Source organism: Caballeronia arvi (assembly GCF_001544695.2).
GTDB classification, from domain to species: Bacteria; Pseudomonadota; Gammaproteobacteria; order Burkholderiales; family Burkholderiaceae; genus Caballeronia; species Caballeronia arvi.
The window spans coordinates 228,946-250,799 of sequence record NZ_FCOM02000008.1 but is presented as its reverse complement, the minus strand read 5'-3'; the positions used below and the strand labels follow the sequence as shown (position 1 = coordinate 250,799).

The following is a 21,854-nucleotide window of genomic DNA, read 5'->3' as shown; positions in this document are numbered from 1 at the left end:
CGCCAGACCGGGCGAAGAAGGTGCATCAATCACCGAACCGAGCCAGAATGTCGCTCGCCGGTTCCTGCTCTGTGAGCTGTAACGGCCATCGACGTCATTGGGCGTCACGCCCCGTCACGAGGTGCGCCGCTCTTCACTGCTCCCTGGGTGGAACGAACGACGCGGCGCGTTATCGCCGTGGCAGAATTTGAACTTCCTGCCACTGCCGCACGGACAAGGCGCATAGGGACCGCGCCGTTTATCTTCGCTGGCTGTTATCGCCATGACGTCAGATGGCGGCCGGCCATCGCGATAGAGTTTTGCCATCGTTTCCATCGCGTGGCGCGACTGCGTAAAGAACAACTCGAGACCGGCGCATAGATAGTTATGCCCTGCTTCGCCGTCCCGTGAAAGCGCGAAACGATCCTTCGGGCATCCGCCGTTGCACAGCATCTTCACTTCGCAGCTTCTGCACTGGGCTGTCAGCGAATCGCGCTTGTCGAGTCCGAACTTGCGTTGTTCGGGCGACGCCAAGAGTTTCAGCATGTGCGTTTCGTGGATATTGCCGAGGCGATATCCCGGCTCGACGAAGTGATCGCACGAATAAAGATCTCCGTTGTATTCGAGCGCGGGCCCGAGGCCGCAGGTCGGCGCGTGAATGCATAACAAATGGCGGCCGAACAAAGCCTCCAGCGTCACATCGAACAATTGCACGAAGACGCGGCCGACGTCGTGGCGCAGCCATTCCTCGAAGACATCCATGAGAAAGAGACCATACTGCTTCGCGCCGACCGAACGATCGGTGACGAGATTGCCGGTCTGCGTATACAGCACGCGCTTGTGGCCCGCCTGCTCGCTCCAGCCGCGATTCGCCAGTTGAATCGTCTGTTGCGTTGCGCGCTCGATGATGGGAATGAATTGAATCCACTTCGCGCCGAGTTCATCGCGAAAGAAGCGATACACCGAGCGGCCATGCTGCTGATTCGCGGAATTGACCGTGCACAGGATGTTGAACTCGACGCCATGCTTGCGCAATTGCTTCCAACCGTTCATGACGAGATCGAAAGTGCCCTGCGCACGGCGATCGACGCGAAAGGTGTCGTGAAGCTCACGCGGGCCATCGACACTCAGGCCCACGAGAAAGTCATGTGCTTTAAAGAATTCGCACCATTCGTCGTCGAGAAGAATGCCGTTGGTCTGAAAGGTATGTTTCACGACCTGTCCGGGCCTGCGGTGCTTGTCGACGAATTCGACCGCGTGCCTGAAGAACTCGACCTTCATGAGCGTGGGCTCGCCGCCTTGCCACGCCACGGTGACCTCGGGCGTGCGATGCGATTCCAGCAACTGGCGAATGTAGGTTTCGAGCGTCGCCGGAGACATCCGATGCTTTTCGTTCGGATACAGCGCCTCTTTCGACAGGAAAAAGCAATACTTGCAGTCGATGTTGCAGGTCGAGCCGCTAGGCTTGGCGAGCAAATGGAAGCGCGGCGGCGCGTCCGGCGGCCGGCTTTCGGCCAGCCTGGGATCGTCATGACTCGATGGCGAAGCACATGACCGCAGCGTGGCTTCCATCGCCATAACACCCCTTGATTGTCAGCGTGCCGGAAGGAATTCGGAAGCAGAAGTCGCAGAACAGGCGTGATTCGTATTTAAGGCAGCTTGTGTGCGGAAAGCAAACGCAATTTAGCGGTTTTGAATCGAACGCATCGCGCGAAACTTGCAGTCGGCGACGTCCACGGAAGCACGTACATAAGTATCGCGTCGATGAATCCCGATACGTGAGATGACCGCGTTTTCGACATGCGCGCTGCTCGCAATCGTGCGTCGCATGAACTAGATTAGCTTTGACGCATGCGAGCGCCTTTATCCCCGGCCCGGCAAATCACACGGAGGTTGGTGTGGCTAACGTGGAAGCGCGCACGGCGAACCAGCTCGCCGAGGACCGAACCGACCTCGCCACGACACGCACGCTGATGGCGGCCGATCGCACCCTGATGGCATGGACGCGCACCGCGCTCTCGATGATCAGCTTCGGCTTCACGATCTACAAGCTGCTCGAAGGATTCAGGGAAGCGGGCGTTCATCTGGCGCATCCGCACAGTCCTCGAACCATCGGCCTGTTTCTGACCGGAATGGGCACGGTCGCGATGGTCATGGGAACGATCGAGTACTGGCGATTCATCGTCAGCCTGCGCGCGTATCAGTCCGTCAGCGTGCGCCGGCCGACCTTCTTCGTCGCATTGGTCATGGCCCTTTCCGGTAGCTTCCTCTTTCTGAGCATCGTCATACGGTTGCTCTGAGATCGTGACTGAAATCCTGTTGATCCTCCTCAAGCTCTCCATTGCCGTGCTGATCGCATGCGTCGGCGCGGGCACTTCGTTTTCCGAACTGACCTATATATGGCGACGGCCCGGGCTGTTGCTTCGCTCGCTTGCCGCAATGTATGTGCTCGTTCCGCTGGTCGCGTTCGGCCTCGCGCTGATCATGCCCATCGAGCGAGGCGTGAAGGCGGCGATGCTGACGCTCGCAGTGTCCGCGGGCGCTCCGTTGCTTCCAAACAGGCTGAAGAAGCGGCATGGCGAGCACTTCATTTTCAGTTTGCTGATCACGTCTTCGCTCGTCGCGATCGTCGCCGTGCCTGTGTGGACAGCGTTACTGAGCGCGTACTTCGACGTCGAAGTGAAACTATCGATACGCACTGTCGTGCTGGACATTGCCAAGACCATTCTTCTGCCGATCATGCTCGGCATGGCGCTTCGTTTCTTTTTTCCGGTCGCGTCCGAACGGCTGTCGGGCCGGATCATGAAGATCGCCTGGATCGTGCTCGCGGTCGCCGGCATCGTCCTGCTGGTCGTTCACAGAGAGCACCTCGTGGGGCTGAGCTGGCAAGGCGTGCTTTCGCTTGCGATGCTGATGGTCATCGCCATGTTCATTGGTCATCTTCTTGGCGGACCCGACCCGGACAACCGCACGGCGCTGGCGATCGCCAGCGCGATGCGGCATGTCGGCATTGCGTTGATCGTCGCGGGCGAGTTCGTCGGGGTGAGAACACTGGTGCTCGTGGTCGCCTACTTCGTCACCGCGTTCTTCGTTTCGAGCGTCTATCTAAGCTGGCGGCGGCGCAGCGCAGCCGTCGCGCCCGCCGCCTGACGTGTCGCTTCACGCGCGCGCGTACTGCCCTCGCGCGCCCTTCATCGCGTTGCAGATCGCGCCGACATGCCGATGATCCGTGCCGCAGCATCCGCCCACCACGTTCATGCGCGGCAGGAATGCGTTCAACGCCCGATATTGCGCGCCGAGTTCGTCGGGATTGCCGTCGTCGAGATCGGGGGAATCGTCGAGTTCGGCATGACTGCGCCGCGATGCGTTCGCGCGGATGCCGCGAATGCGCTCGCGCCACGCGCCGCCGTCGCCGAGCACGCTTTCGAAATGCGATGGATGCGCGCAATTGATCATGTAGTACGCGGCATACGCGCCGGTTTGCGCATCGGCGCGCTCGATGACGTCGCGCAGCGCATCGCCGGAAGGCAGGCGTCCGTCCGTCTCCAGCGTGTACGAAATCGCGACGGGCATGCCGCGCGCCCGCGCCGCATCGATCACGCCGATGCCTTCCTCCGGATACGTCATCGTGAAGGCGGCGATCATATCGGCCTCGGTCGATGCGAGCGTGTCGATCTGCGGCTGGTGATACGCGCGCGCCTCGTCGCGCGTCATGCGTGAGTCGATCCGATAACCGTCGCCGCGCGGCCCCAGGCACCCGCTGATCACGATCTTCGTCTCAGGCGTTTCGAATTCGTCGCGCACCCGCACGAGCAGATCGATCGCCTGGCGGTTGGCACGGGCGAGCGCGGCATCGGAATAACCGAGCTTGCGGCCCCAGTCCGCACTCGCGCGCCAGGTCGGCGCTTCGAGCACGAGACCGACGCCCTCGCTTCGCGCGAGACTCGCGTAGCGCCGGAAATACGCTTCGAGACGCGCGGCGCCCGCGTCGTCCTTCAGCAGATCGAACGCGGCGAAGCAAGGCAGCTCGATGCCTTCATGAAAAATCAGCGTGGTCTCGATGCCGCCGTCCGAAATGAAAAGCGCGTCATCGAGCTGGGGAAGGTGAGTGCGGTACTGGCTCATGGTCATGCTCCGTCAACGAAGTCCACATCAGGGAATCGAGTCGGCAATGTCCAATGAAAGGAGGCGCTACTACACGCGCGCCCACAGGCCCGTTCCTGCTATGCGCGCTGGCGCGAACGCCTTCCTTACACTTTAATAACATTGCGACGGAGCCACGATACGGCCGGCGCCCGTCGCGCGCCAAAGCCATTTCGGCAACTTACCGGACAAAACGGCCATGAACGACCGATCACCCGTGCGGATCTGCATCCTCGCGCTGCCGGAGACGTCGGCGTCGGTGGTGTATGGCATGTACGACATGTTCATGTCGGCGGGACGCGACTGGGGTCTCATCGTCGAAGGCACGCCGGGGCGCGCGCCGATCGCGCCGGTCGTCGTGTCGCGTCATGGCGGCTCGTTCGTCGCGGGCAACAACGTGCGGATCACGGCGGATGCGGCGCTCGATGCCTGCGCCGACGCCGAGGTCATCTGCGTGCCCGAGCTGCTGGTGCCGCCCGGCGAGCCGCTCGCGGGCCGCTTCGACGATGAAATCGCCTGCCTCAGGCGCTGCCATGCGCAAGGCAAGATCGTCGCGACGGCGTGCTCGGGCGCGATCCTGCTCGCGGAGGCGGGCTTGCTCGACGGCCTCGACGCGACCACGCACTGGGCCTACTGCGATTTCATGGCGCGGCGCTATCCTTCGGTTAAAGTGCGCGCGCATCGGGCGCTGGTCGCATCGGGCGACGGCGAGCGGCTCATCATGGCGGGCGGCGGCACGTCGTGGCTCGACCTCGCGCTGTATCTGATCGCGCGGCTCGCGGGCATCGAGACGGCGATGCAGACGGCGCGCATCAATCTGATCGACTGGCACGACGTCGGCCAGCAGCCGTTCGCGCGCCTCGCCCGCACGCGGCAGGCGGAAGACGCGGTCATCGCGCGCTGTCAGTCGTGGATCGCCGAGCACTATGCGCAGTCCTCGCCCGTCAGCGCGATGATGCAGCTGAGCGGCCTGCCCGAGCGCTCGTTCAAGCGGCGCTTCCAGCAGGCGACGGGCATGTCGCCGCTCGCCTACGTGCATACGCTGCGGCTGGAAGAAGCCAAGCAGATGCTCGAAACCGACAGTCAGCCGATCGAGGCCATCGCAAATGAAGTCGGCTACGAAGACGCGGGATTCTTCAGCCGCCTGTTCCGGCGCAACGTGAGCCTTACGCCGGCGCAGTATCGGCGGCGCTTCGGCGCGATGCGCAATGCGATCCGCTGCGCCGAAGCGCCAACGGCATGAACCGTCACGCACGCGCCACCCTGCGCGGCAGATGCGGCGCGTTCTGCGCGATGTGATCCAGCTCGTCGCGCACGGCGTCGATCACGCGCGGGTCGTGCACGCAGGGATCGGCGGCGTGGATCGCTTCGAGCCGCCGCCGCACGGCGCCATACTGCGCGCCCGCCCGGCGATGCAGCTCGGCGCGCTCGCTGTAGCGCAGGAACGTCTGCAACGAGGCGAGCACGGCGGCGCTCATGCTCGTCATGCCGATGACGACGCGCACATCGGGCGACACCGCCGTCGCGACGAGCGACAGAAACGCCGACGTGCCCGTGGCCGCCGTGATGCCGATGACGGCAAGCCCGAGCCGTCTGCCGCAGGCCGTGAGGCGGTCCGCCATCGTGTAGTGGCGGATCTGCGATTCGCGCGCGCGCCGGATCCACTCCAGCACGAGCGATTGCATGTCGCGAGACGGTTCGAAGGTAGTGGGTGTAGCGGTCATGTCTTAAGCATTTTAAGAACAGACCTTATGATGCTTACGAAAACGGACAGTTCATGTCCCGGTCACCGCGCCGCCTGAATCATTTTCCAGCCATTGCCGGCGGGGTCGCGAAACCCCGCATCCACGCTGCCGTAGCGCTCGACCGGCTCCTGCGTGAATTCGACGCCGCGCGCTTTCAGCCGCTCATAATCCGCGCGGCAGTCCGCGACCGACAGCACGAGCGGCGGCATCGCGCCCTTCGCGACCATCGCGCGCAGCGTTTGCGCGGTGGCGTCGTCGTGAATCGGCGCGCCGGGCGCGAACAGCCCGAGCTGGAACGACGGCTGATCCGGATGCTGCACGGTGAGCCATCGATACGTGCCGTTGCGCACGTCCGTGTGGACGCGAAATCCGAGCTTGTCGACATAAAACGCGAGCGCTTCGTCCTGATCGTCGACATACACGCCCACCACATTGATGCCCTGGTTCATGTGACCTCCTTGGTTGATGATGGCCGCACTTTAGCTTTTGCGACGCGCCGCCGCTTCTCCAAAACTGCGATCGTGAGATCGGGGCGCTGCGCGGCCTTCAGCACGCACGCGGGCACGCGATCGAGCGCGGGCACGGCGGCGCGCGATTCGGCGCGCATCGCACTCGGACTGCGGCCCGTGATGTCGCGAAAGATGCGGCCGAAGGTGCCGAGGCTTTCCCAGCCGGTGACGAAAGCGATATCCGTGATGGCGAGATCGGTGTCGCGCAAGAGCGTGACGGCCTGCTCGATGCGCCGCGTCAGCAAATAGCGATGCGGCGGAAGGCCGAACGCGCGTTTGAACGAGCGCGCGAAATGGGCTTCGGAAACGCCGCTGACCTCTGCCAGGCGCTTGACGGGCCAGTCTTCGTGCGATGACGCGTCCATGCGGTCTTTCGCGCGCAAAAGCCGGCGCAGCAAGGCGGGATCTTCGAGGACGTCGTTCATTGGCGTAATCAGAGCAAAGGCAGCGTCAGCCGGATGTGCTCGGCGAACGCCGTCGTCAACAGCGACGGACGCTCCCGCGAAAATTTCAGCGATATCCCGACGCGCGGCAACGCGGGCAGTGCGGCATCGGCGTTCAGCACGCAGAGATCGGCGGGCACGGCCGTCTGCGTAATCACCGCGAACGCCTGCCCCGACCGGACCAGCGCCGTGAGACCGGCGAGACTGCTGCTCGCATACGCGATGCGGTACGCCCTGCCCGCGAGCTGCAACGCGTCGCACGCGGCGATGTGGTCGAGCGTGTCGGGATCGGAGAGCGCGAGCGGCAGCGGATCGTAATGCGCGGAATCCATGCCCGGACCGCCGACCCAGACGAGCTGCTCGCGCCGGATGATGTCATCGGCGGTGCCTTCGGGGAGCGAGATCATCGCGAGATCGAGCGCGCGTTTCTTCAGTTGCTCGGCGAGCCGCGGCGTCGGGCCGCACACGACTTCCACCAACGCATGCGGATGCTGGCTCGAAAACTGCCGCAGCAGAGCCGGAAGAAAGACGGCGGCGTAGTCATCGGGACAGCCGAAGCGGATGCTGCCGGACAATCCTTTGCCGCACAGATCGGCCATCGCCTCGTCGTGCAGACGCAGGATGCGCTGCGCGTGGATCAGCAGGCGCTCGCCGGGATTCGTCAGCACGACGCCGCGGCCGGTGCGCTGAAAGAGCGGCTGATCGACGATGTCTTCCAGCCGCTTCATCTGCTGGCTGAGCGCAGATTGCGTGCGGCCGATGCGCTCGGCGGCGCGGCTCAACGCCCGCGCTTCCGCGATCACGGCGAACGAACGCAACAGTTCGATTTCAAGCGAAAGGCTCAAGGTATTAGCTCCGCTTCTGGCTCGCATTAGAACTATTCGATTCTATTAAACCGGAGCGCCGTCTACACTGCAAATTCCTCATCATCGCCAGGAGAAGCACGGTGTCCCTGAACAACGACGCAACTTTCTGGCGCAACGCCAGACAGCATCTCATCCGCTACGGCGGCACGTTCGAGCCGATGATCATCGAGCGCGCGCAGGGCAGCTTCGTCTATGACGCCGACGGCCGCGCGATCCTCGATTTCACGTCGGGGCAAATGAGCGCCGTGCTCGGCCACAGCCATCCGGACATCGTCTCGGTCATCAGCGAATATGCCGGCAAGCTGGACCATCTCTTCAGCGGCATGCTGTCGCGTCCCGTGGTCGATCTCGCCACGCGTCTCGCCGATATCACGCCCGCCGGACTCGATCGCGCGCTTTTGCTCAGCACCGGCGCGGAGTCGAACGAGGCCGCGATCCGCATGGCGAAGCTCGTCACCGGGCGTTACGAAGTGGTCGGCTTCGCGCAGTCGTGGCACGGCATGACGGGCCACGCCGCGTCCGCGACGTACAGCGCCGGGCGCAAGGGCGTGGGCCCCGCGGCGGTCGGATCGTTCGCGATTCCCGCGCCGTTCGCGTATCGCGCGCGCTTCGAGCGCAACGGGCAGTACGACTGGCTCGCGGAACTGGATTACGCGTTCGATCTCATCGATCGCCAGTCGAGCGGCAATCTCGCCGCGTTCATCGCGGAGCCGATCCTGAGCTCGGGCGGCATCATCGAACTGCCGGAAGGCTACATGGCGGCGTTGAAGCGCAAGTGCGAAGAGCGCGGCATGCTGCTGATTCTCGACGAAGCGCAGACCGGCATCGGCCGCACGGGAACGATGTTCGCGTGCCAGCGCGATAACGTCACGCCCGACATCCTCACGCTGTCCAAGACGCTCGGCGCGGGCTTGCCGCTCGCGGCGGTCGTCACGTCGGCGGAGATCGAAGAGAAAGCGCACGAACTCGGCTATCTGTTCTATACGACGCACGTCTCCGATCCGCTGCCCGCCGCCGTGGGCTTGCGCGTGCTGGATGTGGTCGAGCGCGACGGACTCGTCGCACGCGCGAACGTGATGAGCGCGCGCCTGAGACGCGGCCTGCTCGATCTGATGGAGCGCTTCGACTGCATCGGCGACATACGCGGACGCGGCTTGCTGCTGGGCGTGGAAATCGTCAGGGATCGCCGCACGAAAGAACCCGCCGACGGTCTCGGCGCCAAGATCACGCGCGAGTGCATGAATCTGGGCCTGAGCATGAACATCGTGCAATTGCCGGGCATGGGCGGCGTGTTCCGCATCGCGCCGCCGCTGACCGTGAGCGAGGAAGAGATCGATCTCGGGCTCGACTTGCTCGGCAAGGCGATCGAGCGATCGCTGTAGACGTAGACGTAGACGTCAGCGCAACTCGGCGCGCAGATCGCGCACGCCGCGACCGAGGCGCTGACGTAGCAACGTTCGCAGTGTCGCGCCATCGTCGTAGCCGACTTCGGCGGCGATCGCTTCGATGCCGAGGCCGCTGCCGTGCAGAAGGGATTGCGCGCGTTCGACGCGCAAGTCCTGAAAGTACGCGAGCGGCGATTTGCCGAGCACTTCGTTGCAGCGGCGCTGCAATGAACGCGCGCTGGTCGCGAGCGCGTTCGCGGCTTCTTGCAGCGAGAAGCCTTCTTTCAAATGATCGCGCGCCCAGCGTTCGAAACGCTGAATGAGCGGATCGGCCTGCGCCAGATGATTCGGAATGATGTAAGGCGCCTGCAGCGTGCGGATATCGGCGAGCAGGTAGCGCGAGACCAGCGCGGCAAGCTCCGGGCTCGCCTTGCGGATGAGCCATAGCGCCAGATCGAGATGGCCCAACGCGGCGCCCGCCGTCACGCCGATATCGGTCGGCACGAGCATACGCGTCTCGTCGAGCGCGACGAGCGGATAGCGTTGCCTGAAGAGCGGCGCGAGCGACCAGGTCGTCGTCGCCTGCCGATGATCGAGCAGGCCTGCTTCCGCGAGCAGAAACGTCCCGATGCACGATGCGGCGATCATGACGCCTTCGGCATGCCATTGTTGCAACTGACGAAGCGCCTGCTTCACGTCCGTGCGTTCGAGCGCGGGCAAGAGCTTCTCCGGCGTCGTCGCGCCGATGGCCGGAACGATCACCCAGTCGGGTTTCACATCGGGGTCGATGGCCTGCACCGGAATCGCGAAGCCCTGCCCCGAGCGCACCCGCTTGCGCACACCGACCGTCGACACCTGGAAACGCGGTGTGCCGCCCGTCATGCGGGCGGCGAGTCCGTTCGCGGCCGAGAGCGCGTCGAGCGTGACGGCGAGGCCGGTATCGAAGACACCGTCGAGAGCGAGGATTACGATGCGCATGGCGTAAACGACCCTAAAGTTGTCATTTGTGACAATACAGGTTTTCAGGCCGGGCAGCTACATTGATCTCCGTTGCGCACCGCAATGAACCCTTCTCAAAGGAGATCGCCATGAAAGTCATCGCTATCGCTTCGGTCGACAAACCGCTCACGCCGGAAGAACGCCAGCAGATCATGCCGAAGGAAGTGCCATCGACGTTGAAGCTCTATCTCGATGGCAAGATCGAGCAGTTCTGGTATCGGCAGGACGCGCCGGGCGTCGTGTTTCTGATGAACGTCGATTCGCTCGACGAGGCCCGCGCGACCGTGGAAGGATTACCGCTCGCGGCAGGCGGTTATGCGAAATACACGCTGATGCACGTCGGTCCGCTCGCGCCGCTGGGTCTGCTCTTGCAGAAGTAAAGCAAGACGGCGCCGCTGATGAAGCGGCGCCAAAAAATCAATGATGCGCCCGCGCCTTCGCCGCCGCATTGATTCCGCCCGCGATGAACTCGCGCGCATGCGTGGCGAGGTCCATGCCGTCGTCCCACAGGTTGCGCCAGATCGCCAGCGTGTTCGACAACTGCTCGTTCACGACCGTCGATGAAAAGCTCTCGAACGTGACGACGCCCTCATAGCCGATCATCGCGAGCGCGTGAAAGAACTGCGAAAAGTCGATGGTGCCCGAGCCGAGATAACCGCGATTGCTCTCGCCGATATGCACATAACCTAGCCGCTTGCCGCACTCCAGCACCGGCTGCATGAAGTCCGATTCCTCGATGTTCATGTGATACGTATCGAGATGCACGACGACATTCGGCGCGTTCACTTCATCGATCAATGCGAGTGCCTGCGAAGCGGTATTCAGCAAATTGCTTTCATAGCGATTCACGACTTCGAGCCCCAGCGTCACGTTCTTCTTTTGCGCGAATTCGGCGATGCGCTTCAGTGAATCCACCGAATTGCGACGCCCTTGCTTCGAGACCGGCGCGGAATATTTCGCCATCGCGCCATAGAGAATGCCGCCGAAATAATGGCCGCCCAGCCCCGCAGTAATCGTGATGCCCTCTTCCAACAACGCGACGCCGCGCGCGACCGTCGCGCTGTCTTCGCTGGATACGTCCGCATCGAAAGTCAGGCCGCGCGAGCAGCCGATATCCAGGCCGTGCTCTTGCAGCAAATCACGCGTAAGCGCGAGGTCCATCACCTTCGGGCCGTGCAATGAAAGCTCGACCAGATCGAAACCGGCGGCCCTCGTCTGGCTGATGACCTTGCGCGTCGATTCCGGCGTCAGATCGCCCGCCCAGACCAGTGCATGTACGCCAAGCTTGTTCATCGTGCGACTCCCTCCGATGCGGTCACGCGCCTGCGGACCAGCGTTTTCGAAATGCCGTTGGCCCACGCCCAACGGATGAGCATCACCGCCAGCAGGAACACGCCCCAGAGCGCAGTGGCGAGATGTTGATTCGCGCCGAGCAGATTCAGCCCCGACGCGATGACCTGAAGAATCACGAGCGCGATCACGACGGGCACGACACGCCCGAAGCCGCCGAACGGATCGACACGCCCGAGAAAGCACGCCAGCACGGAGATCAACAGAAACGCCTCGCCGTGACCGACGCGCACCGAGTTGAACTGCGCCGCCATCACGACGCCCGCGACGCCGCACATCAGCCCCGACAACATGTAGATGCGCGTGACGGCGCGCGTCGTCGCGATACCCGAGTAGCGCGTCGCTTCGAGATTCGAGCCGATCATGCGCGTGGCGAAGCCGAGCCGCGAGCGCGTCATCACGACATGCCACAGCAGCGCGCAGCCGATGAAAATCCACAGCGGTATCGGCACGCCGATGAACACGCCGTTGCCCATCTCGCGCACGAAGGGCGGAAAGCCCGAGATATCGCCGCCGTGCGTGAGGAATTCGCCGAGGCCGCGCAGGAAGATCATCATCGAAAGCGACACGAGAATCGGGCTCGCGCCGGTTCGCGCGATGACCGCGCCCATTACCCAGCCCGATGCAGCGCCCGTCGCCAATGCCGCGAGAATGCCGAGCAATACCGCGAGCGCGCCCGCGTCCGCGCCGCCGTGCGTGTGCAGCACATAGGCCATCGCGAGGCCGGAGATGTTGGCCGTGAACGTCACCGCGAGATTGAAGCCGCCTGAAATGAGCGGCATCAGCATCGCGAGCGTGAAGAAGCCGAGCTCGGGCAACTGGAACGCCACCGATACGAACGTGCTCGCCGTGAAGAAGCGATCCGACGCGAGACTCATGCCGACGATCACGACGACGAGAAAGCCCAGCAAACCGGCGACATCCGCTGGAACGAGTGAGCGGTCTTTCATGACGAAGCCTTGGGCGAGAAGCGCGAACCGACGAGCTTCGCGAAGCCGCCGCTCGACAACGTGATGGCGACCAGAATGATCGCGCCGATGATCATCTTGAACGCGTAAGGCGAGATGCCGAGCAGGTTCAGCCCGTTTGCGGTGATCGCGGTGAGCAGGATGCCGAGAATCGCGCCGAGGATCGTGCCGCGCCCGCCGCCGAGCCGCGCGCCGCCCAGAACGACCGCGGCGAGTACATCGAGCTCGCGGCCGTACAACGCGTTCGGCACGACTTCCTGCACGTAGTGCGCCTGCATGAGTCCCGCGATGCCGGCCATCATGCCGAGCCAGCCGAACGCGACGTAATGCATCGCGCCGATGTTCACACCCACGCGCCGCGCCGCCTCGGGGTTGTCGCCCATCGCGTAGAGCTGACGGCCCGTGGTCGTGCGGCGCAGCAGGAACCACGTCGCCGCGACCATCGCGATCATCACCGCCACCGGCAGCGCAAGATTCGCCGCGCCGCTGGCGGTATCGAAATGCACGATCGACACGCGATTCACCCACCAGTCCGGCAAGTCGTAGATCGACACGCCGCCCGTCACAAACATCAGTCCTCCGAAGAATACGTTGAACGTCGCGATCGTGACGACGATCGAGACGATGCGAAAGCGATAGATGATCGTCGCGTTGACCGCGCCGAGCAGAAACCCGAAGCACGCCGCGACGATGAAGCCGAGCGCCCAGTTGCCGCCGCCGAGCCGGATGACGGTGAGCGCGGTCAGATACTGCACGACCGATGCGCCGACCGCGAACGAGATGTCGATTCCGCCCGCGATCAGCACCACGAGCAGACCGACCGCGAAAATGATGTTGACAGAGCTTTGATTGACCAGATCGAAGAGATTGGACAACGTGAAGAACGTCGATGTCGATACGCTAAGGCCCACCATCATCACGACGATGACGAGCATCAGCAGCGCCTCAATCGAACCGATTCCGAATCTGCGCAGATCAGGCATGGACGTCTCGCTCGATATGTTCCATCGTCGTCGCGCCCGGCACGTATTCCCCGACGATGCGGCCATTGCGCATATGCACGATGCGGTCGGCGTTGAAGTAGACCTCGGGGATTTCGTCGGAGATCAGGAGAATCGCCATGCCTTGCGCCGCGAGCTTGTGGATGATCGCGAAGATGCCGGCGCGCGCGCCCACGTCGACACCGACAGTCGGTGAATCGAGAATCAGCAGCTTCGGATTCGTCGCGAGCCATTTCGCCAGCACGATGCGTTGCTGATTGCCGCCCGAAAGCGTCGATACGGCATCGTCCGGCTTGCCGATTTTGACAGCGAGCTGCGCGATCCAGTCGCGGATCAGCTCGTTGCGTTTCTTCGATGAAACCAGATGCGTGGCATCGAGCAGACGGTCGAGCACGGCGGCGACCGTGTTGTCGCCGATCGACTGCGGCTGCACGAGCCCGAGCGAAAGCCGGTCTTCCGACACATACGCGATGCCCTTGCGGATCGCATCGCGATTGGAACGCAGCGCGATCTCGCGGCCTTCGATGCGTATCGATCCCGCGCGTGGCCGCGTCATGCCGAACAGCGACAGCGCAAGCTCCGTGCGACCCGCGCCGAGGCGTCCGGTCACGCCGAGGATTTCACCCTTTCTTATGCTTAACGAAATATCGGCGTATTCGCGCCCGCGCGACAAGCCCTTCACTTCCAGCACGACCGGCGCTTTCGAAAGATCCGTCTTGCGCACTTCGTAATCGAACGTGCGGCCTGTCATCAATTCGGTGAGACGCGTCTGCGTCATGCCTTCGGTCGGAAACGTGCCGACGTATTGCCCATCGCGCAGCACGGTCACGCGCGTGCAGACTTCGAGCACTTCGGCGAGCCGGTGACTGACGAACACCACGGCGATGCCGTCCGCCGACAAGCGGCGCACGATCTCCAGCAACGCTTCGGTTTCGGCGTGGCTCAGCGACGCCGTCGGTTCGTCCATGAACACGAGGCGCGCATCGCGCACGAGCGCCCGCGCGATGGCGACGATCTGCCGCTGCGCAATCGACAGCGAGCGCACCGAACGATTCAGATCGATGACGACGCCGAGCCGAGCGAGAATCCGCCGCGCCGCGTCTTTCATCTTTCCGTAGTCGACGAAGCGCGGACGCGCGCCGAGGTTCTGCTCGAACGCGATGTTTTCCGCGACCGTCATCTCGGGAAAGAGCGCGAGATCCTGCCAGATCACCTGGATGCCGAGCTCGCGCGCGCGGGCCGGATCGAGGCCTTCGATCGACTTGCCGTCCATCAGCATCACCGCACCCGGCTCCGGCTGATACACGCCGTTGATGATCTTGATGATCGTGCTCTTGCCGCAGCCGTTCTCGCCCGCGAGGCACAGCACTTCGCCGGGCATTACGTCGAACTTCACGGCCTTCAGCGCCTTGACGCCGCCGAAGACCTTCGAGACGTTATCGAGCTGAAGCAAGGGCGTGCCTTGCGCGGCGGGCGTGTCGACGGCGATGGACGCTTCGTGGCTCATGGAACGAAAGCGCTCAAAGCCCCGATTTCGCGAGCTCGTCGACGGTCTTCTCGTTGAGATCGACCAGTTGATCGACGATCAGGTTATGCCCGTCCGGATGCACGACGCCGAGACCCGGAATGTTCGTGCCGTCCTTGATCGGCTGACCCTTCGCGACCATCGTGCCGAGCGTCACGAAGACTTCGCCCGCCTGCGCCGGGTTCCACATGTAGCCGCCGGTCAGGTAGCCATCGTGAACGAGGCGCCGTCCCTGTCCCGGCGAGAACGGGCCGAGCACCAGCACCTTGCCCTTCATCTGCTTTTCCTGCACCGCGCGCGCCGCGCCGATCGGCCCCTGGCTGCCGAACGCGAGAATCGCTCTCAGGTTCGGATGCGCGCGCATCAGATCGAGCGCCGTCTTGCGCGATGCATCGACGTCTTCCGCGACACCATAACGATCGCCGACGAGCGTCATGCCCGGATAGTTCGCCTTGATGTACGCGATGGCCGCATCGGCCCATGCGTTATGCAGCGGCACCGTGAGCGAGCCGACGAACACCGCGTATTCACCCTTGCCGCCGAGCGCTTCGCCCAGACGCTTCGCATACGCCTCTCCGAAGCCCTTCACCGAGGCGAGCTCGAAGTCCCAGTCGGCGTTCTTCTGCTTCGGCGACTCGTGCGTGATGACCTTGATGCCCGCCGCGCGGGCGCGCTGCAACACGGGCTCGAGCACTTCGGCATCGTTCGGCACGACGCCGATCACATCGACTTTCTGCGCGATGAGATCCTCGATCGCGCGGACCTGCAGCGCGGGATCGGCGCTCGTCGGCCCGACCATGAACGCCTTCACGCCGAGCTGCTCGGCGCGTTTCTTGATGCCGGCGTCCATCGCGTTGAACCACGGAATGCCGCCGATCTTCACGACGACGCCGATGACCGGCTTGTCCGGCGACGCCGAGGCCACGCCGGCCATGCCGATCGCGCCGATGGCCAGTGCCAGCGCGGCCATGCCGGCGCACAACGAGCGAATCATTTTCTTGGACATGTCTCCTCCGGAGGACGTCAGCGCAATCCGAGCAGACGCCCAGTTGAGTGATTGAATTCCAGATGCGCCCGTGTCGTGCTGACACTTTGCTGAATCCATTCAGCAACCGGGTTGGGCTATGCTGAAACTATTCAGCATGAGGGTCGACCCGGACAAACCCTAGCTCGGTTCGCGCTTTGGGAAGGGCTACCGTCTCGGGAAAACAAACGCAGCGTGGAGCAGTTTCGATGGCCGGCAAAACTTCAGGAAGGAAGTCGACGATCTACGACATCGCGAAGGCGACGGGATCATCGACGTCCACGGTGAGCATGGTGCTGAACGGCACCTGGCGGCGCTACCGGATCAAGGAGGAAACGGCCAACCGCGTGCTCGAAAGCGCGCGCAAGCTCGGCTACCACGTCAACATGAAGGCGCGCGGGCTGCGGCTGTCGCGCTCGGGTCTCGCCGGCATGGTGCTGCCGCATTACCGCAACCGCTTTTTCGCGGGGCTTGCGCAGACCTTCGAGGATCAGGCGCGCAGCCGCGGCCTGTGTCCGATCGTCGTCGGCACGCAGCGCGATCCTGCCGTGGAAGCGAGCGTCACGCAGACGCTGCTGTCGCAGCGCGTCGAGCTGCTGTTCATCGCCGGCGTGCGCAATCCGGCGCCGCTCAACGCGCTATGCGCTGCAGCGGGCGTGCCTTCGATCAACGTCGATCTGCCGGGCGACGGCGCGCCATCGGTCGTGTCGGACAATCGCGGCGGCGCGCGCGCGATCACCGACGTGCTCATCGACAAGCTGATCGCGCGCGGCGAATCGCCGGACGAACTGATCCTGCTCGGCGGAATACCGGGTGAATACGCGACGGAAATGCGCATCGCGGGCTTTCGCGATGCGTTCGATGCGCGCGGCATTGCGTTGAAAGCCGACGCCATCGATAGCTGCGGCTACAACGCCGCGTCCGCGCGAAGCGCGCTCGCGCTTCGACACGAGAAATTGGGCCGGCTGCCGTCCGGCCTGCTGATGAACTCGATCACCGCGTTCGAAGGCTTCGTGCAGTTCACGTCGAGCCTGTCGCCCGAGGCGTGGCAATCGACGGTCGTCGGCTGCTTCGACTGGGACCCGTTCGCGGCCCACCTGTCCTTCGACGTGACGATGCTGCGCCAGGATGTGCAGACGATCATCTCGGAAGCGTTCGCACTGGCGGATCACTACGATCCCGCCGATCGCTCCGTCGTGCTCGTGCCGACCGGCTTCGGCAAGATGTTCGAAGAAGCCGAGCAGACGAAGGAGTTCGATCGATGAGCGCTGTCACCCGCCCGCCGCCGCGCGCTCGATTTCGGCGATGTCGATCTTCTTCATCCGCATCATCGCGTCCATCGCGCGTCGTGCGGCGTCGCGATCCGGGCCGTTGAGGATTTCGAGCATGCGCTTCGGCGTGATCTGCCACGAGAAGCCCCAGCGGTCCTTGCACCAGCCGCACGGCCCTTCCTCGCCGCCATTGCCGACGATCGCGTTCCAGTAGCGATCCGTCTCTTCCGCGCTGCCGGTGTGGATCATGAAGCTCACCGCCTCGTTCGGCCTGAAGTTCGGGCCGCCGTTCAGCCCGAGAAAGCGCTGGCCGAGCACGGTGAACTCGACCGTCAGTTCCGGCCCTTGCCCGACGCCCGGCTTCGCGGATGCATGGCCCGCGCCGACATGGCTGTCGGGAAACGTGGCGGCGTAAAACTCCGCTGCTTCACGCGCATTGCCATCGAACCACAGGCAGGTGACGAGCTCCGCCATCGCACACTCCTTCGGGACCGTGAACAGTGCGCCGACGATATCACGCGCGCGCACGTCCGCGCACAGGCGGGACGACTTGCGCCAGCAATGCCTCATGCGAGTCGCGCAGCACATCGACGAACGCCGAAGCGAGACGCTCGCGCGGCCGATGCGGCGGAAACAGCAGATACATCGGAAAGCGCGGCGCGGGCACGAACGGGCGAATGGCGATCTCCGGCCCGCGAAAATCCCGCGCGACGATCGGATGCGCGAGCGTCACGCCCATGCCATGCCGCACCATCTCGCAGCACATCGCGGTGTATTGCGCTTCGATGGCGAGCACGCGCTTGACGCCCGCGCGCTGGAACACTTCGTCCATCACCGCGCGCGTGCCGTCGCCGTGACACAGCGAGATGAACGATTCGCCCTCCATGTCTTCCGGGCGGATGACGCGCTTCGCCGCGAGCCGGTGCTTCGCCGGCAGCACGCACACGGCGGCCACGGTCGACAACTCCTCGACTTCGCATTCTGACGCCTCGCTCACATACACCGCGACGCCCAGATCGCAGAACTGCGACGCCGTCCAGTGATTCACCGTGCCCGACGTGTTCACATGCAGCGACACGGTGACCTCCGGAAACAGCTCGACGAAGTGCTTGATCGCGTGCGGCACGAGCGTCATGCCCGCCGACGGCATCGCCGCGATGCGCAGACGGCCGCTGCCGAGATTGCGGATCTGCGCCGCCGCGTTCGCCAGTCCCTGCAAGCCGACGAACGCGCGCTCGACCTCGCGGAAGAACGCGGTGCCCTCGCTCGTCGGGATCAGGCGCACGCCGCTGCGCTGAAAGAGCTGCAGGCCCGTGTCGCGCTCCAGTTGTGAAATCAGACGGCTCACATTGGGCTGCGACGTGAAGAGCGCCTTGGCCGCCGCGGTCATCGAACCGGACACCATGACCGCGCGGAACGCCTCGATGTGCTTCAGGTTCATTGCGTGCTCATCCTCGTGTTTTCCCTATTCTGGTTGCGCCCGATCCATATCATCCCTGCATGGATAGGTATTTTATTCGTATTGGACGATATGTATCGGTGGCGCGACACTGCCTCTCATCGACGGGCAGACGAGCCCGCGCCCCACGTCCCGGAACTGGAGATCATCGTCATGAGAAGCGCGCTGCATCGCCGTCTGTTTGTCCTGTCCCGCACCGCTCTGGCAGGTTTCGTCATCACCGGCGCGCTCGCCGCTCACGCCGAAACGACGCTCTATGTCGCGAACGTCGGCGGCTCGAACGAGCAGCTCTATCGGCAGAAGATCATTCCGCCGTTCGAGAAGGCGCATGACGTGAAGATCGTCTACGTCGCGGGCAATTCCAGCGACACGCTCGCAAAACTCCAGGCGCAAAAGGGTCATCAGCAGATCAACGTCGCCGTGATGGACGACGGCCCCATGTATCAGGCGATGCAGATGAACCTGTGCGCGAAACTCGACGACGCGCCCATCATGAAAGACGTGTATCCGCTCGCGAAGCTCGGGCCGACTGCGGTCGGCGTCGGCATGGTCGCGACGGGCATCGGCTACAACGAGGAAGCGTTCAAGAAGGCCGGCCTGCCGCCGCCCGATTCGTGGAAGGTGCTCACCGACAAGCGCATCAAGGGCAAGCTCGGCGTGCCGCCGATCACCAATACCTACGGCCTGCACACGCTCGTGATGCTCGCGCGACTTTCGGGCGGCGGCGAGAAGAACATCGATCCGGGCTTCAAGGAAATGACGAAGGACGTCGCGCCCAACGTGCTCTCGTGGGCGCCGACGCCCGGCGAAATGGACGGCCAGATGCAGTCCGGCGACGTGATCCTCGCGCCCTACGGCAGCGGCCGCGCGGTGGCGCTGCAAAACACCGGCTTTCCGCTCAAGTTCATCTACCCGAAGGAAGGCGCGGTCGCGCTGCAAGTCGCGGCGTGCGCCATCGCGGAGAATGCGCAGCCCGCCTTGTCGCAGCAGTTCGTGCAGTACTTGCTGACGCCTGAAGTGCAGACGTTGCAGGCGCAGAACATCGGTCTCGGCCCGGTCAACAAGACGGTCAAGCTCACGCCCGAAGTCGCCGCGCGCGTGCCCTACGGTCCGGAGCAGATCGGCAAGCTCACCGCGATGGACTGGACCACGATCAACCAGCATCGCACCGAATGGACGGAACGCTGGAACCGCTCGGTCGAGCGCTAAGTCGGTCTGACGAAGGAGCAAAGCGCATGGCTTTCCTGACTCTGCAAGGCATATCGAAACGCTACGGCGATTTCACGGCGATCGAGATGCTCGATCTTTCGGTCGAGCGCGGCGAGTTGTTGTCGCTGCTCGGTCCGTCGGGCTGCGGCAAGACGACGACGCTGCAAATGGTCGCCGGCTTCGTCACGCCGACGACCGGCCGCATCCTGCTCGATGGCCGCGACATCACGAACGAGCGCCCGGAGAAACGCGGCATCGGCGTGGTGTTTCAAAGCTATGCGCTCTTTCCGCACATGACGGTGGCGGGCAACGTCGGCTTCGGGCTGGAGATGCGCAAGGTGAAGCGCAAGGAGCGCGAGGCGCGCGTCGAAGAGGCGCTCGCGCTCGTGCGTCTGAAGGGCCTCGGGCATCGCTATCCGAAGGAACTGTCGGGCGGCCAGCGGCAGCGCGTGGCGGTCGCACGCGCCATCGCGATGCAGCCCGAACTGCTGCTGCTCGACGAACCGATGTCCAATCTCGACGCCAAGCTGCGCGAGGAAATGCACATCGAGTTGCGCGCAATCCAGAAACGTCTGGGCATCACGACGATCCTCGTCACGCACGATCAGGTCGAAGCGATGACGATGAGCGACCGCATCGCGGTGATGCATCGCGGCGCGATCTCGCAACTGTCCACGCCTTACGACGCCTACGAGCGCCCCGCGACGCCGTTCGCCTCGACGTTTCTCGGGCGCACCAACACGTTCGCGGGCGAAGTGCGGCAACGCAATCCGCGCTGCGCGATCGTCGATGTCGCGGGCACGACGCTGCATGTGCCGCACGAAGGCCGTCACGTCGATGGCGCAGTGAACGTCTATATCCGTCCGGAAAAAGTGCACCTGGCGAATGGGAATGCGGGCGATGCGCGCATCAAAGGCCGCATCGCGACGCGCGTGTTCGTCGGCAATCAATGGCTGCTCGAAGTGGAAACCGCGCTCGGCAAGCTGCGCGTCGCGCAGCCGAATCACGGCGCGCCGCCGCCCGAGGAAGGCGACGAAGTGGGCCTCGACTGGACCGACGACGACCTGCGCGTGCTGACGCAAGACGGCAAGGAGACGATCCATGGCCACGCTTGACGACGCCCGTCCCGGCGCCGCGCCGTGGCTGCTGTCGGGACCGGCGCTGCTGCTGTTCATCGGCCTGTTGCTGGTGCCGCTTCTGCTCACGCTGATGCTGTCGTTCCGCGTGTTCAGCGACACGGCCGGCGTCACGGCGGCCTATACGCTCGGCAATTACTGGGAAGTGGTGAGCGACCCGTACTACGGCACGATCTTCCTGCGCACTGCCGGACTCGCCTTCGCCGTCACGCTGCTGTCGATCGTGCTCGGCGTGCCGGAGACCATCGTGCTCGCGCGCATGAAAAAGCCCTGGCAATCGCTGTGTCTTCTGATCGTGCTCGGGCCGCTGCTCATTTCCGTGGTCGTGCGCACGCTCGGCTGGCAGATCCTGCTCGGCAACAACGGCGTGCTCAACAACGTGTTGCAGGCGCTGCACATCACCGACGAACCGGTGCGCCTCGTCTTCACGATGACCGGCGTGATCATCGCGCTGACACACGTTCTGGTGCCGTTCATGGTGATGTCCGTCTGGGCGACGATGCAAAAGCTCGACCCGCAAGTGGAATGGGCCGGCCGCTCGCTCGGCGGCTCGCCGTTCGCGGTGTTCAGGCGTGTAGTGCTGCCGCAGATCATGCCGGGCGTGCTGTCGGGGTCGATCATCGTGTTCGCGCTGTCGGCGTCCGCGTTTGCGACGCCCGCGCTGATCGGCGGACGGCGTCTCAAGGTCGTCGCGACCGCCGCCTACGACGAGTTCCTCGGCACACTCAACTGGCCGCTCGGCGCGAGCATCGCGGTGCTGCTGCTGATCGCCAACGTCGCGATCGTGATGGGTTGCAGCCGTCTCGCCGAACGCCGCTTCCGGCATATCTTCGATTGAGCGG

The 21,854-nt window shown here is 64.0% G+C and carries 23 protein-coding genes; 9 read left to right on the top strand and 14 right to left on the bottom strand.

All coding sequences use genetic code 11. The features are described 5' to 3' along the window. Positions 1-114: 114 nt before the first annotated feature. Positions 115-1,551, bottom strand: coding sequence for an anaerobic sulfatase maturase (locus AWB74_RS12760; protein WP_061147135.1), 1,437 nt, complete (start codon positions 1,549-1,551; stop codon positions 115-117). 326 nt (positions 1,552-1,877) lie between these two features. Here AWB74_RS12760 and AWB74_RS12755 point away from each other — a divergent pair, with 326 nt between their 5' ends. Together AWB74_RS12755 and AWB74_RS12750 are read left to right on the top strand one after the other, a co-directional pair. Continuing rightward, positions 1,878-2,279 carry a YidH family protein gene (locus AWB74_RS12755; RefSeq protein ID WP_143749213.1) on the top strand — a complete coding sequence of 134 codons (402 nt, stop codon included), beginning with the start codon at positions 1,878-1,880 and terminating at the stop codon, positions 2,277-2,279. 4 nt (positions 2,280-2,283) lie between these two features. After that, positions 2,284-3,129 (top strand): bile acid:sodium symporter family protein, encoded by an 846-nt coding sequence (locus AWB74_RS12750; protein WP_061147115.1) that lies wholly within the window; start codon positions 2,284-2,286, stop codon positions 3,127-3,129. Between the two features lie 9 nt (positions 3,130-3,138). Here the strand turns inward: AWB74_RS12750 and AWB74_RS12745 are convergent, their stop codons facing one another. Then, positions 3,139-4,104 carry a homocysteine S-methyltransferase family protein gene (locus tag AWB74_RS12745; RefSeq protein ID WP_061147134.1) on the bottom strand — a complete coding sequence of 322 codons (966 nt, stop codon included), beginning with the start codon at positions 4,102-4,104 and terminating at the stop codon, positions 3,139-3,141. 217 nt (positions 4,105-4,321) lie between these two features. On the opposite strand from AWB74_RS12745, the gene AWB74_RS12740 reads away from it, so the two are divergent. Then, positions 4,322-5,365, top strand: coding sequence for a GlxA family transcriptional regulator (locus AWB74_RS12740; protein ID WP_061147114.1), 1,044 nt, complete (start codon positions 4,322-4,324; stop codon positions 5,363-5,365). Between the two features lie 4 nt (positions 5,366-5,369). On the opposite strand, the gene AWB74_RS12735 is transcribed toward AWB74_RS12740, so the two are convergent. From AWB74_RS12735 to AWB74_RS12720, 4 genes are all read right to left on the bottom strand, one after another. After that, complete coding sequence (locus AWB74_RS12735; protein WP_061147113.1) at positions 5,370-5,846, bottom strand: SLATT domain-containing protein; 477 nt, start codon at positions 5,844-5,846, stop codon at positions 5,370-5,372. 62 nt (positions 5,847-5,908) lie between these two features. Beyond that, a complete protein-coding gene (locus AWB74_RS12730) occupies positions 5,909-6,316 on the bottom strand; it encodes a VOC family protein (protein ID WP_061127040.1) in 408 nt (135 codons plus the stop codon). Next, on the bottom strand, positions 6,313-6,801 hold the full coding sequence (locus AWB74_RS12725) for a helix-turn-helix domain-containing protein (RefSeq protein ID WP_061127041.1): 489 nt from the start codon (positions 6,799-6,801) through the stop codon (positions 6,313-6,315). The genes AWB74_RS12730 and AWB74_RS12725 overlap by 4 nt, the downstream gene beginning before the upstream one ends. Positions 6,802-6,809: 8 nt before the next feature. After that, entirely contained in the window at positions 6,810-7,691 is an 882-nt protein-coding gene (locus tag AWB74_RS12720) for a LysR family transcriptional regulator (RefSeq protein WP_061147112.1), read from the bottom strand. Between the two features lie 74 nt (positions 7,692-7,765). On the opposite strand from AWB74_RS12720, the gene AWB74_RS12715 reads away from it, so the two are divergent. Further along, positions 7,766-9,067, top strand: coding sequence for an aspartate aminotransferase family protein (locus tag AWB74_RS12715; RefSeq protein WP_061147111.1), 1,302 nt, complete (start codon positions 7,766-7,768; stop codon positions 9,065-9,067). Between the two features lie 15 nt (positions 9,068-9,082). Here AWB74_RS12715 and AWB74_RS12710 read toward each other — a convergent pair whose 3' ends face one another. After that, positions 9,083-10,048 (bottom strand): GlxA family transcriptional regulator, encoded by a 966-nt coding sequence (locus AWB74_RS12710; protein ID WP_061147110.1) that lies wholly within the window; start codon positions 10,046-10,048, stop codon positions 9,083-9,085. A gap of 110 nt (positions 10,049-10,158) precedes the next feature. On the opposite strand from AWB74_RS12710, the gene AWB74_RS12705 reads away from it, so the two are divergent. Then, a complete protein-coding gene (locus tag AWB74_RS12705) occupies positions 10,159-10,449 on the top strand; it encodes a muconolactone Delta-isomerase family protein (RefSeq protein WP_061147133.1) in 291 nt (96 codons plus the stop codon). A gap of 37 nt (positions 10,450-10,486) precedes the next feature. Here the strand turns inward: AWB74_RS12705 and AWB74_RS12700 are convergent, their stop codons facing one another. Genes AWB74_RS12700 through AWB74_RS12680 form a run of 5 tightly spaced genes read right to left on the bottom strand, consistent with a single transcriptional unit; the run spans position 10,487 to position 15,919 of the window. After that, positions 10,487-11,362, bottom strand: a complete 876-nt coding sequence (locus tag AWB74_RS12700; RefSeq protein WP_061147109.1) for a sugar phosphate isomerase/epimerase family protein — start codon at positions 11,360-11,362, stop codon at positions 10,487-10,489. Beyond that, the gene (locus AWB74_RS12695) at positions 11,359-12,369 is read right to left on the bottom strand and encodes an ABC transporter permease (RefSeq protein WP_061147108.1); all 1,011 of its coding nucleotides are present in this window, start codon (positions 12,367-12,369) and stop codon (positions 11,359-11,361) included. The genes AWB74_RS12700 and AWB74_RS12695 overlap by 4 nt, the downstream gene beginning before the upstream one ends. Further along, a complete protein-coding gene (locus AWB74_RS12690; RefSeq protein WP_087038965.1) occupies positions 12,366-13,370 on the bottom strand; it encodes an ABC transporter permease in 1,005 nt (334 codons plus the stop codon). The genes AWB74_RS12695 and AWB74_RS12690 overlap by 4 nt, the downstream gene beginning before the upstream one ends. After that, the gene (locus AWB74_RS12685) at positions 13,363-14,895 is read right to left on the bottom strand and encodes a sugar ABC transporter ATP-binding protein (RefSeq protein ID WP_061147107.1); all 1,533 of its coding nucleotides are present in this window, start codon (positions 14,893-14,895) and stop codon (positions 13,363-13,365) included. The genes AWB74_RS12690 and AWB74_RS12685 overlap by 8 nt, the downstream gene beginning before the upstream one ends. 13 nt (positions 14,896-14,908) lie before the next feature. Beyond that, positions 14,909-15,919 carry a substrate-binding domain-containing protein gene (locus tag AWB74_RS12680; RefSeq protein ID WP_061147106.1) on the bottom strand — a complete coding sequence of 337 codons (1,011 nt, stop codon included), beginning with the start codon at positions 15,917-15,919 and terminating at the stop codon, positions 14,909-14,911. 227 nt (positions 15,920-16,146) lie between these two features. On the opposite strand from AWB74_RS12680, the gene AWB74_RS12675 reads away from it, so the two are divergent. After that, entirely contained in the window at positions 16,147-17,202 is a 1,056-nt protein-coding gene (locus tag AWB74_RS12675; RefSeq protein ID WP_061147105.1) for a substrate-binding domain-containing protein, read from the top strand. 6 nt (positions 17,203-17,208) lie between these two features. On the opposite strand, the gene AWB74_RS12670 is transcribed toward AWB74_RS12675, so the two are convergent. Together AWB74_RS12670 and AWB74_RS12665 are read right to left on the bottom strand one after the other, a co-directional pair. Next, entirely contained in the window at positions 17,209-17,682 is a 474-nt protein-coding gene (locus AWB74_RS12670; RefSeq protein WP_061147131.1) for a VOC family protein, read from the bottom strand. A gap of 40 nt (positions 17,683-17,722) precedes the next feature. Beyond that, complete coding sequence (locus AWB74_RS12665; protein WP_061147104.1) at positions 17,723-18,649, bottom strand: LysR substrate-binding domain-containing protein; 927 nt, start codon at positions 18,647-18,649, stop codon at positions 17,723-17,725. A 171-nt stretch (positions 18,650-18,820) separates the two neighbouring features. Here AWB74_RS12665 and AWB74_RS12660 point away from each other — a divergent pair, with 171 nt between their 5' ends. The 3 genes from AWB74_RS12660 to AWB74_RS12650 are packed head-to-tail and all read left to right on the top strand — an operon-like array spanning position 18,821 to position 21,850. Continuing rightward, positions 18,821-19,876: an ABC transporter substrate-binding protein gene (locus AWB74_RS12660; RefSeq protein WP_061147103.1), complete on the top strand. Its 1,056-nt coding sequence runs from the start codon at positions 18,821-18,823 to the stop codon at positions 19,874-19,876. A gap of 26 nt (positions 19,877-19,902) precedes the next feature. Next, a complete protein-coding gene (locus AWB74_RS12655; RefSeq protein WP_061147102.1) occupies positions 19,903-20,991 on the top strand; it encodes an ABC transporter ATP-binding protein in 1,089 nt (362 codons plus the stop codon). Beyond that, positions 20,978-21,850 carry an ABC transporter permease gene (locus tag AWB74_RS12650; protein ID WP_061128185.1) on the top strand — a complete coding sequence of 291 codons (873 nt, stop codon included), beginning with the start codon at positions 20,978-20,980 and terminating at the stop codon, positions 21,848-21,850. Before AWB74_RS12655 ends, AWB74_RS12650 begins: the two co-directional genes overlap by 14 nt. Positions 21,851-21,854: the final 4 nt, after the last annotated feature.

Excerpts from the sequence above, each read along its gene's own strand:
- AWB74_RS12760 (WP_061147135.1), bottom strand. The coding sequence starts at position 1,551 with ATGGAAGCCACGCTGCGGTCATGTGCTTCGCCATCGAGTCATGACGAT.
- AWB74_RS12745 (WP_061147134.1), bottom strand. The coding sequence starts at position 4,104 with ATGAGCCAGTACCGCACTCACCTTCCCCAGCTCGATGACGCGCTTTTC.
- AWB74_RS12740 (WP_061147114.1), top strand. The coding sequence starts at position 4,322 with ATGAACGACCGATCACCCGTGCGGATCTGCATCCTCGCGCTGCCGGAG.
- AWB74_RS12735 (WP_061147113.1), bottom strand. The coding sequence starts at position 5,846 with ATGACCGCTACACCCACTACCTTCGAACCGTCTCGCGACATGCAATCG.
- AWB74_RS12730 (WP_061127040.1), bottom strand. The coding sequence starts at position 6,316 with ATGAACCAGGGCATCAATGTGGTGGGCGTGTATGTCGACGATCAGGAC.
- AWB74_RS12725 (WP_061127041.1), bottom strand. The coding sequence starts at position 6,801 with ATGAACGACGTCCTCGAAGATCCCGCCTTGCTGCGCCGGCTTTTGCGC.
- AWB74_RS12720 (WP_061147112.1), bottom strand. The coding sequence starts at position 7,691 with ATGCGAGCCAGAAGCGGAGCTAATACCTTGAGCCTTTCGCTTGAAATC.
- AWB74_RS12710 (WP_061147110.1), bottom strand. The coding sequence starts at position 10,048 with ATGCGCATCGTAATCCTCGCTCTCGACGGTGTCTTCGATACCGGCCTC.
- AWB74_RS12705 (WP_061147133.1), top strand. The coding sequence starts at position 10,159 with ATGAAAGTCATCGCTATCGCTTCGGTCGACAAACCGCTCACGCCGGAA.
- AWB74_RS12700 (WP_061147109.1), bottom strand. The coding sequence starts at position 11,362 with ATGAACAAGCTTGGCGTACATGCACTGGTCTGGGCGGGCGATCTGACG.
- AWB74_RS12695 (WP_061147108.1), bottom strand. The coding sequence starts at position 12,369 with ATGAAAGACCGCTCACTCGTTCCAGCGGATGTCGCCGGTTTGCTGGGC.
- AWB74_RS12690 (WP_087038965.1), bottom strand. The coding sequence starts at position 13,370 with ATGCCTGATCTGCGCAGATTCGGAATCGGTTCGATTGAGGCGCTGCTG.
- AWB74_RS12685 (WP_061147107.1), bottom strand. The coding sequence starts at position 14,895 with ATGAGCCACGAAGCGTCCATCGCCGTCGACACGCCCGCCGCGCAAGGC.
- AWB74_RS12680 (WP_061147106.1), bottom strand. The coding sequence starts at position 15,919 with ATGTCCAAGAAAATGATTCGCTCGTTGTGCGCCGGCATGGCCGCGCTG.
- AWB74_RS12675 (WP_061147105.1), top strand. The coding sequence starts at position 16,147 with ATGGCCGGCAAAACTTCAGGAAGGAAGTCGACGATCTACGACATCGCG.
- AWB74_RS12670 (WP_061147131.1), bottom strand. The coding sequence starts at position 17,682 with ATGGCGGAGCTCGTCACCTGCCTGTGGTTCGATGGCAATGCGCGTGAA.
- AWB74_RS12665 (WP_061147104.1), bottom strand. The coding sequence starts at position 18,649 with ATGAACCTGAAGCACATCGAGGCGTTCCGCGCGGTCATGGTGTCCGGT.
- AWB74_RS12660 (WP_061147103.1), top strand. The coding sequence starts at position 18,821 with ATGAGAAGCGCGCTGCATCGCCGTCTGTTTGTCCTGTCCCGCACCGCT.
- AWB74_RS12655 (WP_061147102.1), top strand. The coding sequence starts at position 19,903 with ATGGCTTTCCTGACTCTGCAAGGCATATCGAAACGCTACGGCGATTTC.
- AWB74_RS12650 (WP_061128185.1), top strand. The coding sequence starts at position 20,978 with ATGGCCACGCTTGACGACGCCCGTCCCGGCGCCGCGCCGTGGCTGCTG.